The sequence below is a fragment of the Vibrio floridensis genome (assembly GCF_021852965.1).
Classification (GTDB): Bacteria; Pseudomonadota; Gammaproteobacteria; order Enterobacterales; family Vibrionaceae; genus Vibrio; species Vibrio floridensis.
In genome coordinates this window covers 316,028-331,552 of sequence record NZ_JAKGCY010000003.1, presented here as the reverse complement: position 1 = coordinate 331,552, position 15,525 = coordinate 316,028, and the positions used below count along the sequence as shown (strand labels likewise).

Annotated in this window: 13 protein-coding genes; 10 read left to right on the top strand and 3 right to left on the bottom strand. The window is 46.7% G+C overall.

What is annotated here, in order from left to right; translation table 11 throughout:
* The first annotated feature begins 14 nt into the window (after positions 1 to 14).
* The 7 genes from infB to LZU85_RS07770 all read left to right on the top strand — a co-directional run bounded on the left by infB (position 15) and on the right by LZU85_RS07770 (position 9,516).
* Entirely contained in the window at positions 15 to 2,738 is a 2,724-nt protein-coding gene (gene infB, locus LZU85_RS07800; RefSeq protein ID WP_176298912.1) for a translation initiation factor IF-2, read from the top strand.
* Positions 2,739 to 2,837: 99 nt separating this feature from the next.
* On the top strand, positions 2,838 to 3,233 hold the full coding sequence (gene rbfA, locus LZU85_RS07795) for a 30S ribosome-binding factor RbfA (protein ID WP_080536620.1): 396 nt from the start codon (positions 2,838 to 2,840) through the stop codon (positions 3,231 to 3,233).
* Positions 3,233 to 4,177, top strand: a complete 945-nt coding sequence (gene truB / locus LZU85_RS07790) for a tRNA pseudouridine(55) synthase TruB (protein ID WP_176298911.1) — start codon at positions 3,233 to 3,235, stop codon at positions 4,175 to 4,177. Before rbfA ends, truB begins: the two co-directional genes overlap by 1 nt.
* A gap of 152 nt (positions 4,178 to 4,329) precedes the next feature.
* The gene (gene rpsO, locus LZU85_RS07785; protein ID WP_011079620.1) at positions 4,330 to 4,599 is read left to right on the top strand and encodes a 30S ribosomal protein S15; all 270 of its coding nucleotides are present in this window, start codon (positions 4,330 to 4,332) and stop codon (positions 4,597 to 4,599) included.
* Positions 4,600 to 4,916: 317 nt separating this feature from the next.
* On the top strand, positions 4,917 to 7,043 hold the full coding sequence (gene pnp, locus LZU85_RS07780; RefSeq protein WP_011079626.1) for a polyribonucleotide nucleotidyltransferase: 2,127 nt from the start codon (positions 4,917 to 4,919) through the stop codon (positions 7,041 to 7,043).
* Positions 7,044 to 7,163: 120 nt separating this feature from the next.
* Positions 7,164 to 8,072, top strand: a complete 909-nt coding sequence (gene nlpI / locus LZU85_RS07775; RefSeq protein ID WP_237286830.1) for a lipoprotein NlpI — start codon at positions 7,164 to 7,166, stop codon at positions 8,070 to 8,072.
* A 112-nt stretch (positions 8,073 to 8,184) separates the two neighbouring features.
* Complete coding sequence (locus LZU85_RS07770) at positions 8,185 to 9,516, top strand: MATE family efflux transporter (RefSeq protein ID WP_237286829.1); 1,332 nt, start codon at positions 8,185 to 8,187, stop codon at positions 9,514 to 9,516.
* 90 nt (positions 9,517 to 9,606) lie between these two features.
* Here the strand turns inward: LZU85_RS07770 and LZU85_RS07765 are convergent, their stop codons facing one another.
* The 3 genes from LZU85_RS07765 to LZU85_RS07755 form a co-directional block, all read right to left on the bottom strand.
* Entirely contained in the window at positions 9,607 to 10,485 is an 879-nt protein-coding gene (locus tag LZU85_RS07765) for a U32 family peptidase (RefSeq protein WP_419795963.1), read from the bottom strand.
* A 17-nt stretch (positions 10,486 to 10,502) separates the two neighbouring features.
* On the bottom strand, positions 10,503 to 11,516 hold the full coding sequence (gene ubiU / locus LZU85_RS07760) for a ubiquinone anaerobic biosynthesis protein UbiU (RefSeq protein ID WP_011151067.1): 1,014 nt from the start codon (positions 11,514 to 11,516) through the stop codon (positions 10,503 to 10,505).
* A gap of 126 nt (positions 11,517 to 11,642) precedes the next feature.
* Positions 11,643 to 13,682, bottom strand: coding sequence for a sensor domain-containing protein (locus LZU85_RS07755; RefSeq protein WP_237286827.1), 2,040 nt, complete (start codon positions 13,680 to 13,682; stop codon positions 11,643 to 11,645).
* Positions 13,683 to 13,948: 266 nt separating this feature from the next.
* Between LZU85_RS07755 and ubiT the strand changes: the two genes are divergently transcribed.
* The 3 genes from ubiT to LZU85_RS07740 all read left to right on the top strand — a co-directional run bounded on the left by ubiT (position 13,949) and on the right by LZU85_RS07740 (position 15,521).
* Entirely contained in the window at positions 13,949 to 14,476 is a 528-nt protein-coding gene (gene ubiT / locus LZU85_RS07750; RefSeq protein ID WP_176298905.1) for a ubiquinone anaerobic biosynthesis accessory factor UbiT, read from the top strand.
* Positions 14,460 to 14,963 carry a GNAT family N-acetyltransferase gene (locus tag LZU85_RS07745; protein ID WP_176298904.1) on the top strand — a complete coding sequence of 168 codons (504 nt, stop codon included), beginning with the start codon at positions 14,460 to 14,462 and terminating at the stop codon, positions 14,961 to 14,963. The genes ubiT and LZU85_RS07745 overlap by 17 nt, the downstream gene beginning before the upstream one ends.
* A 141-nt stretch (positions 14,964 to 15,104) precedes the next feature.
* Positions 15,105 to 15,521, top strand: coding sequence for a DNA polymerase III subunit psi (locus LZU85_RS07740; protein WP_237286826.1), 417 nt, complete (start codon positions 15,105 to 15,107; stop codon positions 15,519 to 15,521).
* Positions 15,522 to 15,525: the final 4 nt, after the last annotated feature.

Below are 15,525 nucleotides of genomic sequence, written 5' to 3'. Positions count from 1 at the left end.
GGGGAGGAAGCGGCATGACACAACTTACAGTTAAAGCACTGAGTGAAGAAATTGGTACGCCAGTTGACCGCTTATTGGAACAACTTGCTGATGCAGGCATGAAAAAATCGAGTTCAGATCAAGTATCAGATGAAGAGAAGCAGAAACTGTTGACTCATCTGAAAAAAGAGCACGGTGACACTTCAGGTGAGACCGAACCAACTCGTTTGACTCTACAGCGTAAAACACGCAGCACGCTAAGTGTTAATGCTGGCGGCGGTAAGAGTAAAGATGTTCAGATTGAAGTGCGCAAAAAACGTACCTACGTGAAACGTAGTGCAATCGAAGACGAAGCAAAACGCGAAGCTGAAGAAGCGGCGCAACGTGAAGCTGAAGAAGCAGCAAAACGTGCGGCCGAAGAAGCAGCGAAACGTGAAGCTGAAGAAAAAGCGAAACGTGAAGCTGAAGAAAAAGCAAAACGTGAAGCTGAAGAAGCCGCAAAACGTGAAGCTGAGAAATCGGTTGATCGTAATGCAGAAGAGAAAACGAAACGTGATGCTGAAGGTAAAGCAAAACGTGACGTTGAAGAAAAAGTTAAGCAAGAAGCAGCGCGAAAAGAGGCCGAAGAGCTAAAACGTCGTCAGGAAGAAGAAGCTAAGCGTAAGGCTGAAGAGGAAAGTCAGCGCAAGCTTGAAGAAGCTCGCGAGATGGCTGAAAAGAATAAAGAGCGTTGGTCTGCTGCAGAAGAGAATAAGGGTGATATGGAAGATACAGATTACCATGTAACGACTTCACAATATGCACGTGAAGCCGAAGATGAAGCAGATCGTAAAGAAGAAGAAGCTCGTCGCCGTAAGAAGAAGACTAAATCTTCTGCTAAAGCGAGCGAAAATGATGAGCGTGGTGGCCCACGTGTACAACGTGGCGGAAAGGGTGGCCGTAAAGGCAAACTTTCTAAGCCTAAATCAATGCAACACGGTTTTGATAAGAGCGCAGTTGTTGCGAAATCAGACGTTGTGATTGGTGAAACGATCATTGTTTCAGAACTTGCGAACAAGATGTCGGTAAAAGCGACAGAAGTTATCAAAGTGATGATGAAGATGGGTGCTATGGCAACCATCAACCAAGTTATCGACCAAGAAACAGCGCAGCTTGTTGCTGAAGAAATGGGTCATAAAGTTGTCCTACGCAAAGAAAACGAGCTTGAAGAAGCGGTACTTTCTGATCGTGACAACATGTTTGAAGCGGTACCACGTGCTCCTGTTGTAACCATCATGGGCCACGTTGACCATGGTAAAACGTCAACGCTTGACTACATTCGTCGTACTCACGTTGCATCTGGCGAAGCGGGCGGCATTACTCAGCACATCGGCGCATACCACGTTGAAACTGAAAACGGCATGATCACCTTCCTAGATACTCCTGGACACGCGGCGTTTACCGCAATGCGTGCTCGTGGTGCTCAAGCGACGGATATCGTTGTTCTTGTTGTTGCGGCAGACGATGGTGTAATGCCACAAACTGTAGAAGCAATTCAGCACGCGAAAGCGGCGGGTGTTCCACTGATTGTTGCAGTGAACAAGATCGATAAAGAAGAAGCAAACCCAGACAACGTTAAGAACGAGCTATCTCAGTACAACGTAATGCCTGAAGAGTGGGGCGGTGAGAACATGTTCGTTCACATCTCTGCGAAACAAGGTACTAACATTGATCAACTACTTGAGACAATCCTTCTTCAAGCTGAAGTTCTAGAACTAACAGCAGTGAAAGAAGGTATGGCTTCTGGTGTGGTTGTGGAATCTCGCCTTGATAAAGGTCGTGGTCCTGTTGCAACTGTACTTGTTCAATCTGGTACGCTACGTAAAGGCGATATCGTTCTATGTGGTCAAGAGTATGGCCGTGTACGTGCGATGCGTGACGAAATCGGTAACGAAGTTAACGAAGCTGGTCCATCAATCCCTGTAGAGATCTTAGGTCTTTCTGGCGTTCCAGCGGCAGGTGATGAAGCGACTGTGGTTCGTGATGAGCGTAAAGCACGTGAAGTTGCTAACTACCGCGCTGGTAAGTTCCGCGAAGTGAAACTGGCTCGTCAACAGAAGTCTAAACTAGAGAACATGTTCTCTAACATGGCGGCTGGTGATGTTGCAGAATTGAACATCGTACTGAAAGCGGACGTACAAGGCTCTGTTGAAGCTATCGCAGACTCACTAACAAAACTTTCAACTGAAGAAGTGAAAGTGAACATTGTGGGCTCTGGTGTTGGTGGTATCACTGAGACTGATGCGGTTCTGGCTGAAGCGTCTAACGCGATCATCTTGGGCTTTAACGTTCGTGCTGATGCCTCTGCGCGTCGTGCTATCGAAGCGGCAAGCATTGATCTACGTTACTACTCAATCATTTACCAATTGATTGACGAAGTGAAACAAGCGATGAGCGGTATGCTTGCGCCTGAATTCAAACAAGAGATCATTGGTCTGGCTGAAGTTCGTGACGTATTTAAGTCACCTAAGCTTGGCGCAATCGCTGGCTGTATGGTTACTGAAGGTCTGATCAAGCGTAACGCACCAATCCGTGTACTTCGTGATAACGTTGTAATTTACGAAGGTGAGCTTGAGTCACTACGTCGCTTTAAAGACGACGTTGCAGAAGTTAAGAATGGCTACGAGTGTGGTATCGGCGTTAAGAACTACAATGACGTTCGCGTTGGTGACCAAATCGAAGTATTCGAAACGATTGAGATCAAGCGTACTATCGATTAATTGACTAAAATTGCCGATAACGGGCAATAGTAGGTTGTTGAATACGCCATGGGGGGTTGGGATATCCACCCCCCATTCTTTCTATATAAGAGAAAAGATATGTCAAAAGATTTTAGCCGCACGCAGCGTGTTTCACAGCAGCTGCAAAAAGAACTTGCGATGATCCTTCAGCGTGAAGTTCGTGATTCTCGTTTGGGCATGGTGACGATTTCTGATGTGGAAGTCTCACGTGACCTCGCTTATGCGAAAGTGTTTGTTACCTTCCTGTGCATTGGCGAGCAAACCCCTGAATCTTGTCTTGCCGCGCTGCGTGAACACGAAGTGCATATTCGCATGATGTTGGGTAAACGTATCCGTCTTCGTCTAACGCCAGAAGTTCGCTTCTATTATGACAACACTTTGGTTGAAGGTATGCGCATGTCAAACCTAGTAACGGAAGTGGTTAACAAAGACAAACTCAAGCAAAAAGATGCAGGTCGTGAGGACGAAGAGTAATGGCTCGTCGTCGTAAAGGTCGCCCGATTGATGGTGTTATCTTATTAGATAAACCAACAGGAATGTCATCTAACGATGCTTTGCAAAAAGTAAAACGTCTTTACTTCGCTGAAAAAGCCGGCCATACAGGCGCGCTTGACCCTTTGGCGACGGGTATGTTGCCAATCTGCCTTGGTGAAGCGACAAAGTTTTCTCAGTTCTTGCTCGACTCAGACAAACGCTATCGAGTGATTGCCAAGCTAGGTGAGCGCACCGACACCTCAGATTCTGACGGTGACGTAGTGGAAACTCGCCCTGTTAACGTGACGCTTGAGACCCTAGAAGCGTGTATTGCGAAATTCCGTGGCGAATCTGATCAAGTACCCTCGATGTTCTCAGCATTGAAATATCAAGGTAAGCCTTTATATGAATATGCACGTAAAGGCATTGAGGTGCCACGTGAGTCTCGTAAGATAACCGTCTATGAGATCACTCTTCACCGCTTTGAAGGCGAGGAAGTGGAAATGGAAGTGCATTGCTCAAAAGGTACTTACATTCGCACAATCGTCGACGATCTAGGTGAAATGCTTGGCTGTGGTGCCCACGTAACCATGCTACGTCGTACAGGTGTTGCAAAATACCCTTATGAAAACATGGTGACCTTAGAGCAGCTTAATGAATTGGTTGATAACGCCAATCGTGATGGTGTTGCACCACGTGAGGTGTTGGATCCACTGCTGATGCCGATGGATACCGCAGTTGAAGATTTGCCAGAAGTGAATCTGATCGCGGATCTAGCCGATATGGTGATGCATGGCCAAGCTGTTCAAGTCTTGGGTGCGCCTACAGAAGGCCAACTCAGACTGACCATGGGTGAAGAAAGACGCTTTATCGGTGTCGGTGAAATGAATCGCGATGGGAAAATTGCACCAAAACGTTTGGTGGTTTTTCGCGACGAAGAGTAGCGAAGCAGAGCATAAATAAAAATACCGGCACAGAGGCCGGTATTTTTGTATTGCTCAAAGGGAGAATATTCCCTATAATTCGCGCTCCTCGTGTCGGCTGAATCAGAGATTGGCTGGCACAAATATTAACCTACTCTTATTAGGAGAGAATTATGTCTCTGAATGCAGAAACTAAAGCAGCAATCGTTGCTGATTACGCACGTGGCGAAGGCGACACTGGTTCACCAGAAGTACAAGTAGCACTACTAACTGCTTCTATCAACCACCTACAAGGTCACTTCCAAGCGCACAAAGGCGATCACCACAGCCGTCGTGGTCTTCTACGCATGGTTTCTCGTCGTCGTAAGCTTCTAGACTACCTAAAAGGTAAAGATCTAGCTCGCTACCAAGACCTAATCAAACGTCTAGGCCTACGTCGCTAATTAGTGACTGCATAGCACAGTTTGTTGAAAAAGGGGCTATATGCCCCTTTTTTGTACGCTAAATTTAGCCAAATCGTTTTCAAGCCGTTATACTACGGTCGGTCATTTCCTTAGTGGAAATGACGATATCGTTCATCGCATTACAGTCAACCTCGTCGACCTAAAGGTCGCGACTATTAAAAGTGGGTTTCTCTAACCTTGGGGACTGAAAGTGACTTCTGTTTCTATTCTCTGTAAGCCTGTTTTTACTAGTCGCGATTCGTAATGCATGGACATCTGATAACTCATCTAAGCCTCGCTTAGAACAAGGAATAACAATGTTCGAAAAACCAGTTGTTAAAACGTTCCAGTACGGTAACCACACGGTTACTCTAGAAACTGGCGTTATCGCACGTCAAGCAACCGCTGCTGTTATGGTTACTATGGATGACACTGCAGTATTTGTTTCTGTTGTCGGTAAGAAAGAAGCAGTTCCAGGTCAGGACTTCTTCCCTCTAACCGTAAACTACCAAGAGCGTACTTACGCTGCAGGTAAAATCCCAGGTGGTTTCTTCAAGCGTGAAGGCCGTCCTTCTGAAGGTGAAACGCTGACTGCACGTCTAATCGACCGCCCAATTCGTCCTCTATTCCCAGAGGGTTTTAATAACGAAGTACAAGTTATCGCTACGGTAGTGTCTGTTAACCCAGACGTACAACCAGATATCCCAACAATGATTGGTACCTCTGCAGCGCTTGCTATCTCTGGTATCCCATTCAACGGTCCTATCGGCGCGGCACGTGTTGGTCACATTGACGGTCAACTTGTACTAAACCCAAGCAATACTGAACTAAACGCATCTCGTCTAGATCTTGTGGTTGCGGGTACTGAATCTGCAGTGCTAATGGTTGAGTCAGAAGCTGACAACCTAACTGAAGAAGAAATGCTATCTGCAGTGGTATTTGGTCACGACCAACAACAAGCAGTGATCAAAGCGATCAACGAATTCGCAGCAGAAGTTGCGACGCCATCTTGGAACTGGGTTGCTCCTGAAGCGAACACAGCTCTTAACGAGAAAGTGGCAGATCTAGCAGAAGCGAAACTTGTTGAAGCTTACAAAATTACTGAAAAGATGGCTCGTTACGACCGTATCCATGAGATTGCGGCAGAAGTTAATGCAGTTATCCTTGCTGAAGATCCAGAAGCAGATGCAAAAGAAATTCACACTATCTTCCACGATCTTGAGAAGACTGTTGTGCGTCGTAGCATCATTGCTGGCAACCCACGTATCGATGGCCGTGAAAAAGACATGGTTCGTGCACTAGATGTACGTACTGGCGTTCTTCCACGTACTCATGGTTCTTCACTATTCACTCGTGGTGAGACTCAGGCGCTCGTAACGGCGACGCTAGGTACTCAACGTGATGCGCAAATCATCGACGAGCTAACGGGTGAGAAGAAAGATTACTTCCTACTACACTACAACTTCCCTCCATACTGTGTAGGCGAAACGGGTTTTGTCGGTTCTCCGAAGCGTCGTGAAATCGGTCACGGTAAACTTGCGAAGCGTGGTATTGCTGCAGTGATGCCATCAATCGATGAGTTCCCATACACAGTACGTGTTGTTTCAGAAATCACAGAATCTAACGGTTCATCTTCAATGGCTTCTGTATGTGGTACTTCTCTAGCGCTTATGGACGCTGGTGTGCCAATCAAGGCTTCTGTTGCTGGTATCGCAATGGGTCTGGTTAAAGAAGGCGACGATTTTGTTGTTCTTTCAGATATCCTTGGTGACGAAGACCACCTAGGTGACATGGACTTTAAAGTTGCGGGTACTTCTACTGGTATCACTGCACTTCAAATGGACATCAAGATCGAAGGTATCACAAAAGAGATCATGCAAATTGCGCTTAACCAAGCTCAAGGCGCGCGTAAGCACATCCTATCTGTGATGGATCAAGCTATCTCTGGTGCTCGTGACGATATCTCTGAATTCGCTCCTCGCATCCACACGATGAAGATCAGCGCAGACAAGATCAAAGACGTTATCGGTAAAGGTGGCGCAGTGATCCGTGCTCTAACTGAAGAGACAGGCACAACCATCGAAATCGAAGATGACGGTACTATCAAGATTGCAGCAACAGAAGGTGCGGCAGCGAAAGAAGCGATCCGTCGTATTCAAGAGATCACCGCTGAAGTTGAAGTGGGCGTAATCTACACAGGTAAAGTAGCTCGCCTAGCGGATTTTGGTGCATTCGTAACGATTCTTCCAGGTAAAGATGGTCTTGTTCACATTTCTCAAATCGCTGACAAGCGTGTCGAGAAAGTGTCTGACTACCTAACTGAAGGTCAAGAAGTTCAAGTTAAAGTACTTGAAATCGACCGCCAAGGCCGCGTTCGTCTAAGCATGAAAGAAGCGGTAGAAAAGCCAGTTGAAGCAGAAGCGCCAGCGGCAGAAGAAGAGTAATCTTCACGTTGACACATACTTGTCTAGGGCTTTTCTCGCTTAAAAGCCTGAAAGCATGTTATAAAGGGGAGCATTGAGCTCCCCTTTTTATTTTCGCAGTCTTCACAGGAGTGCCTTTTAGTGAAATGGTTTCAAACCGTTAGTCTGTGCATCGCGTTGGCGACAACAGGCTGTGCATCAACCACCAGTGGCAACAAGAGTCAGTGGGTGTATCCGCCAATGGCAGTGCCATTGCAGGCGAGTGTTCAGCAAGAGGTGCAAATTGCGCGTTTGTCACAATTGCTGCAACGCACCGATCTCAGTGATGAAGTTCGTGCGAAAATGCATTACGAACGTGGCAACTACTATGACAGTGTCGGTTTGCGTGATTTAGCCAGACTCGATTTTAATCAGTCTCTGCAATTAAATCCTGCACAACCAGATATCTTCAATTTATTGGGCGTCTATTTCACACAAGTGGGTGAATATGATGCCGCTTACGAAGCATTCGACTCAACGTTAGAGCTCGACCCAAGCAATAGTTATGCAGAGCGCAATCGTGCTATTGCACTCTATTACGGTGGCCGTTTGGATCTGGCGAAAGAAGAGATGCAGAAGCATTATCAAGATGATCCGCAAGATCCGTTTCGTGTGCTTTGGCTTTACATCATTGAATCGGATCTCGATCCTGTTCAAGCCAAGGCGGATTTACTGAGTCGCTATCAACAGCGCAGTGAAGAGTGGGGATGGGTGCTGGTTGCGTTGATGGGTGAGCAAGTGTCTGAGGAACAAGCGTTCAAAGCGATCATTGATGCATCTCGTGAAAATGTGCTATTGGCGCAGCGTTTAACCGAAGTCTATTTCTATCTTGCCAAGCGCTACCAGCAGAAAGGCGACTTTGCCAATGCGATCTCATTGTATAAGTTAGCGATCTCTTTCAATGTTTATGAGTACGTTGAGCATCGCTACGCGTTTTTAGAACTTGGGCATATATATCAGCAACTTCAGTCGGAGCGACTGGCTAAGGCACAAACAAAAAGTACGCCATAGGCATTGTCACTTCGCCAGTGAACCACCCTCGACATTGATGATGCTCGAGGGTTTCTTTTAGCGCCCGCCAAATCAAGTTCTAGTTTTCATTGTTCTGTTTGAGTTTTCCTAGATGAACGTCTCCATTTATCGCCAATTTTGGCGCTATACCATACCGACCATTGCCGCCATGCTTGTGAACGGCTTATATCAAGTGGTGGATGGTATTTTTATTGGCCATTACGTCGGTGCAGCAGGGCTTGCGGGGATTAATGTGGCGTGGCCACTGATTGGCTCTATTTTGGGTATCGGTTTAATGGTGGGAGTAGGAACAGGCGCGCTGGCTTCTATGCGACTTGGTGAGAAACAGCCGCAAAAAGCGCAAGCCGTGTTGTCGACGGGCTTGGTACTGTTGCTGCTGATGAGCCCTGTGGTGTCGATTTTGCTCTGGTGCTTTGCGGATGACTTTCTGCGTTTGCAAGGCGCGCAAGGAGAGGTGTTCCAACTCGGCTTACAGTATCTCGACGTATTGGTGTTTTCTTGCTTGTTCACCTTGGGCTCGATCGCCATGCCGATTTTGCTGCGCAATGATGGTAGTCCCAATTTGGCGACGATGCTGATGGTGTTGGGCGCGATCACCAATATCGTTCTCGACTACCTGTTTATCGGTCTATTGCAGTGGCAGTTAACGGGGGCGGCAATCGCCACAGCATTGGCTCAAATGGTGGTGCTGCTGGTGGGGCTCAGATACTTTTTTTCACGCAAAGCCAAACTGCGTTTGTCGAAGCGCAATTTCTCGTTTCAATGGCGTTTGTTGCCACAAGTTTTCGCTATTGGGACGTCAAGCTTCTTTATGTACGCCTATGGCTCCATGATGGTGGCGCTGCACAATAGCTTGTTGTTGAGCTATGGTAGCCCAGTGTTGGTGGGGGCTTATGCGATCCTTGGTTACATCATTGTTGTCTATTATTTGATTGCCGAAGGAATTGCTAATGGTATGCAGCCATTGGCGAGTTTCTATCATGGCGCTGGACACAGTGACAATATCAAAAAGTTACTCAAAATTGCGATGAGCTCTGCGGTGCTGACGGGCATGGTGTTTATTGGTTTACTGAATCTATTCCCTGAGCAAGTGGTGGCGGTATTTAATGCGAACGACGCTGAACTGACTCAGCACACCATTACGGGGATACGACTCCATATGTTTGCCATGTTCTTAGATGGCTTTCTGGTGGTGACAGCGGCCTATTATCAATCGGTGAATCGTGGTGGAAAGGCGTTATTTGTCAGCATTGGCAATATGATGGTGCAACTGCCGTTTCTCTTCATTATGCCTAAATTGCTCGGTATTACCGGGGTTTGGCTGGCTTTCCCATTATCAAACATTGCGCTGACCTTAGTGGTGGCGGTTATGCTATGGCGCGATATTAAGCGAATGCTTAAAAATCAGTGGGTTGAAGCGTAGATATATGGAAGAACATCGAAGAGTAGGGAAATAGAACGGTAAGAGAACAAAGAGGGCGCAAGCCCTCTTTGTTGTTTGAACGGGATAAAGCTAGAGATTTTTCACCTCTAGGCCTGCAATTTGGTGCCAGTAGCCATTGCATTGACGGTCTTCGATTTGGCGCGGCTGTGCACCTTGTTCGTTGGCACGAAATTGATCGACAGTCGTCAATGTCTCTAACCCTAATGGGCTGACACGCACCACATCCACCAATCCTTGCATGGCAGGGAGATCGTTAATCAGGTTGTAGCAGTAACCAGATTGCGTCTGGATGCCATTGAGATTGAATACCGCTTGGCCTTCTTGGCTGTGCACTTGAATGCCCGTTGGGTATTTGATGCAGCAGGTTTCACAGTCGTCTTTGGCTTTGTTTTCTGCACGGGCGGTAAAGCAGCGTGCGGAATAGGCGAGCGGCAAATAGCCATGACTAAAGACTTCCACTTCAAATTGGTTGCGAATGCCCACTTCATCGCATTGGATTAATACATTTTGCAGCCATTCACGAGACAGCTCGACAGGCATGCACCAACGAATCATTCCTTGTTTAAGAAACAATTTAAGTGTGTGCGCATTGTATGTATTGACTGCTGGGCCAACAACAAAGGGAACTCGCTTTTCAAACGCCAGTTGAATAGCCGATACGTCGTTCGCTTCAATGGCAAAGTCACCGTTATCGATGTACTTTTTCATCACGTTGACTTCGCTTGGGGCTTCGAGCAGTGCCATGGTAGAAAGCACGACTTGTTTGCCAGCAGCGGAAAGCTCTTTCGCTAACTCAAACCAGTGTGCGGGTTTCATTTCACGGCGTTTGGAGCAGACCGATTCCCCCAAATAGATGATGTCGGCAGAGCTGTTTTTCGCTTGATGGTAAAAGTCTTCAACGTTCTGCTTGGGCCAGAAGTAAAGTAGCGGACCGAGTGAGTATTTCATCTTGTTTCCTTGAATCCTTATTGCCATTGACGATGATAAGCGCCGAGCGTGGTTTGTGTCCCTTCGGAGACATTCGCCAGTGCGGCATTCCAAGCCTCTTCCACTTGGTAGGCTTGTGGATTCGCTTGGTAACGATCAATCGCCGCGCGCCAAGTTCGAGTCACTTGCTCGACATAGGCAGGGCTACGCTGACGCCCTTCGATTTTTACCGAGGCGACATTGGCAGCAAACAGTTCCGGCAGCAACGACAGCGTGTTGAGACTGGTTGGCTCTTCTAGTGCGTGGTAGCGTTTGGATTCCCCCTCTATGTGGGCATCAAAGCGGCCTTTACAGAGAGTCGGATAGCCTGCGTTTTCACCATGACCGTATTTGTCGATCAATATGTTGTTGAGACGTGACTCTAACCCCGTTGGTGTTTCTTGCCAGCGCACATATTTGGCGGGTGAGCAAGCGCCGACGGTATTGGGAGACTCTCCCGTTAAATAGGAAGACAAGTAGCAGCGGCCTTCTGACATGATGCACAAGCTACCAAAGGCAAAAACCTCCAACTCTACCCCTTGTGGGATATTGCGTGACAGTTGCTTCACTTGATGAATCGACAATACGCGCGGCAGTACAACGCGTTTAACATTGAAATTCTGCTGATAGAACTCGACCGCTGCGACATTGGTGGCCGAGGCTTGAACCGATAAATGCAGTTCAAGGTGAGGGTATTTTCGTGCTGCATATTCTAACACAGCGATGTCGGCAACGATCAGAGCATCGATACCCAATGCCGCCGCCATATCGACCGCATTTGTCCAACGCTCAAAGCCATCTGGATGCGCAAACGTGTTCAAGGCGACGTGAATTTTTTTCTGGTGATCGTGGACGTATTGAACCGCTTTCTCGAGTTTTTTCCCGCTGAAGTTCAGTCCAGCGAAATGACGGGCATTTGTATCATCTTTAAAGCCGATATACACCGCATCGGCACCGCAGTCGATGGCGGTTTTCAGAGCAGGAAGATTACCTGCTGGACAAAGGAGTTCCATATGCTCACTACAAATTGAGACGAAAAGGGTGTGGGCATTTTATGAAGGAATATGAATAGCAGAATTGATGTAAGTTAGGTTTGGCGCAATAAATTGAGATTTACCTCTTTTGGAGAGGGGAGAAGGTCAGTTTTTATGGCGACGATTTTGCGCAAACAGTTCTTCTATCTCATGTTTAGGCTGAGGGCGATGGAAATGGAAACCCTGGATCGAGTGACAGCGCAAATTCGACAGGAGTGCCGCTTGCTGATGAGTTTCTACCCCTTCGGCCACCACGGTGAGATTGAGAGATTTGCCGAGATTAATGATGTTTTCAATCACCGTGACCTGCTTCGGTAAAACGTCAATGTCGTTGATAAACGCGCGGTCGATCTTCAGCTCATCAATCGGGAAGCGGGCTAAATACGCCAGTGAGGAATAACCGGTACCAAAGTCATCGATGGAGAGTGAGAAGCCCAGTTTCTTAATCGCGTTGAGCATCTGAATAGTGTGGTCACTGTCACTCATTACCGCACTTTCGGTCAGCTCGAAGGTGATGCAGTTAGGGTCTAACTCCGTAGTTCGCAGGAGTTTTTCCATAAAGTCGATCAATTTGGGATTACCAAACTGTTCTGGCGATAAGTTAATTGCAACACGCCCAGGCAGAATCCCCTGGAGTTTCCAGCGTTTGACTGTGTTGAACACATCGCGCATAACCACACGGCCGAGATGTTCAATCAATCCCGCCTTTTCGGCTACGGGAATAAAGGCCGCAGGGCTAATGTATCCTTCGACAGGGTGCTTCCAGCGTACTAACGCTTCGGCGCCATTAATGCTGAAGTCACGCGCATTCACTTTCGGTTGATACCACACTTCAAGGCCATTTTGCTGTAGTGCTTTTTGCAGTTCGATCTCCAACCAGAGGCGCATACGTGCTTCTTTGTTCATCTGGTCGTTAAACTTGATGAGTCGGTTGCGTCCGCGATCTTTGGCTTCGTACATCGCGGTATCGGCATTTTGCAACAGCACTCGCGCATCTTGGCCATCTTCAGGATAACGAACACTGCCAATGGAACAGGCAAGGCGTTTGCTGAAATGGTGCAAATCAAAGGGTTGGTTGATCAAAGAGATAATCCGCTCGGAGAGGAGTTCCGCCATGCGATTGTTCTCAGGTTCAGGCAACACAATACCAAATTCATCACCGCCAAGATGGCCAATCACTGCGTGTTGTGGCAATAGGCGTTTGAGTCTAGCTGCGACCTCAAGTATGACTTTGTCCCCAATATGGTGACCAAGTGAGTCATTGATGTTTTTAAAGTTATCGATATCGAGATAAAACAACAACAAGGGGGTTTGGCTTTTAATCAACTGTTCCAAACGTTTGGTAAAACCAAAACGGTTGTAGAGTTTCGTGAGGGAGTCAATATGAATATCATCGCCGTTTTTCACCGAAAGATGTTTTGGCGTTTCATCGGCATCTTGGATCAAGATGATTTGCGATTGGCTACCCAGTATGGTGGTGAAATCCGCATGCAACTGAACGCGGCGCTCAAAGCCACAACGTGCACTTGTCATACAGATAAACGCTTTTTCTGAAAGCAGCGTTGAGAGCTTGTGGTTGAACACCATTTTGCTCTTTTCATCAATAAAAAGACGGCTTAGTTCTTCGCCCAGCAAATCATGCTGAGAATTAAAGCCCAGCAATCTCGCTGCCGAAGGGTTTGCGGACAGAATCATGTCGTCTTCAACCAACAGTAATCCATCAGGCAGCAGCTGGGTTAAGCGTGAAAATTTGGTCTCTGATTCTTCTAGGGATTTGACGAGCAGGTGCTTTTCTGAAGTGTCGATGGCTTGAAACAGCAAATGCGCAATCTCATTTCCCTCCAGAAGAGGCGATAAGCTGAAATGCAAACTGGTTTCAAGGTCGGTTTCGTCTAGGGTGATTTCCGCTTCAATGTGTTCACCAAGCAGAGCTCGCTCGTAATAGGGTTTGAGTTTAAGATAAAAATTATCCCCTAGTACTTCAGTGTCGCTCATACCGACCAGTTCTTCTTGGGTCAAACCCGCCACATCACAATAGCGTTCGTTAACCAAGCAATAGTGGTGATGTTGGTCAAGAATAGCAAAGAAAAAAGGGCTATTAGAAGTTAACTTATTAAACCAGTGGTGCATTTGCTTGGAAGGCATCAAGTACTACCCATCTCCAGAGAGCGTAATTATTCGTCCGTGTCATGAAATCGCTGAAACACAATCACTATAACTGCGATAATAGCGTTATTAAAGGCTTTATCAGTACAAGTGTGACAATATTTCATTCAAGGTCAAAAAAACGTCGCTGATTGTCATTATTTTAAACAACGCGATATGAAATCGTTTTTTGACGCACAACAGTAATTCATCACATCCTATCTACTAAGATAGACGCATTGATGACAAAGTAACGGAAAATAAGCGTGATAAACAAGATTCGCAGTCAACTAGTTCAAAATGCCGCATCAATTTTGCGATCTCCAGTCCAGTTATTGCCCCAAGTTGTACAGAAAAAAGCCTTGCTTGAAGGGCTCAAGTTGGTCTTCAAAGAAGCATTGGAAGATGGTGATTTTGAGTTTTTGGAAGGTAAGTGGTTGAAGGTAGAAGTTAAAGATCTCAACTTACGTTGGTACATCAGTTCTCAAAATGAGCAGCTCGTCGTGGCTGATAAAGAGCAAATGGAAGATGTTTGCTTTTCGGGCAATTTGAATGATTTGGTGCTGATAGCAGGTAGAAAGGAAGATCCGGACACGCTATTTTTCCAACGTCGTTTGACGATTGAAGGTGATACCGAGCTTGGATTAGAAGTAAAAAACTTAATGGACAGCGTCGATTTAGAACAGTTACCCAAAGCTGTGCAATTTAGTTTAAATCAGTTAGCAGATTTTGTTCATAAGGGAGTACAATCGCCTCAAACACATTCTGGGGTTCCAAATGCTTATTCGAACTGAAGCACCTGCCGACATACTGGTGATAGACAGCCTGCTTAAACAGGTTTTTCCAACGGATGCGGAAGCCAACTTAGTGATGGCGCTGCGCGAAAATGGCCGTTTAACCCTTTCATTAGTGGCTTGCACGGATGAAGGTGAGGTTGTGGGTCATGTTATGTTTACGCCGATGTATTTAAACGGCGAGGAAAATGGCTGGCAAGGGCTCGCACCGTTGGCGGTAAAAGCAGACTATCGACAGCAGGGCATTGCGAGCACCTTGGTCAATGAGGGGCTAACGACATTGCTGGAGTTTGGCTATCCTGCTTGCTTTGTATTAGGCGATCCCACTTTCTATCAGCGCTTTGGGTTTTCGGCGGCAAAAACATTGGGCTTCGATAGTCAATGGGAACTGCCTGAAGGGGCTTTCCAAGCGGTTGCAATGGCGGAAGGTGGGTTTGCTGGCCAGCATGGTCTAGTGAAATATAGCCCAGAGTTTGATGCTGTTTAAGCGTGACGTTTGTGTTTATATCCGAGATATCGGCCTGTTCAACAGGCCGATTTGTTTTTGGTGAGCTTTTACCTCAATGGATAAATGACGCAAAGGGCGCTTTTTTGTTAGTATGCCGTGATCTTTTTAGGTAGTAGAACAATGACAGAACACGAGAAGTTGTATTTACAAGAAATGGGGATATCCCTTTGGCAAGTGAGTCATCCTGAGCGCTTAATGGGGTATGAATCTCCGAGCATTGTGCTTCCCGATGATTGTCAGTTATTGCTTGTCGCGCCAAGTTGCCCTATTCAACACACAGCCGTGTTTTTCGAAAAAGTGCTAAAAAGTATGCAAATTGACTTAGCGAAAGCTCGGCATATTACGCCTGAACAGCTGGGCTTGGTTAAGCCTTTAAAGGTCAATTGGGTGTGGTTTGCAGGTTGTGCGGTGAAGCCACTATCTGCAATGGAAAACGCTGCTACGGCAAATATTCTGCAATCGCCAGAGTTAAGTAAAATCGATGGTAATACAGAACATCGCCGAGCACTTTGGCAACAAATTCGTTCCTATGAGTAGTCCC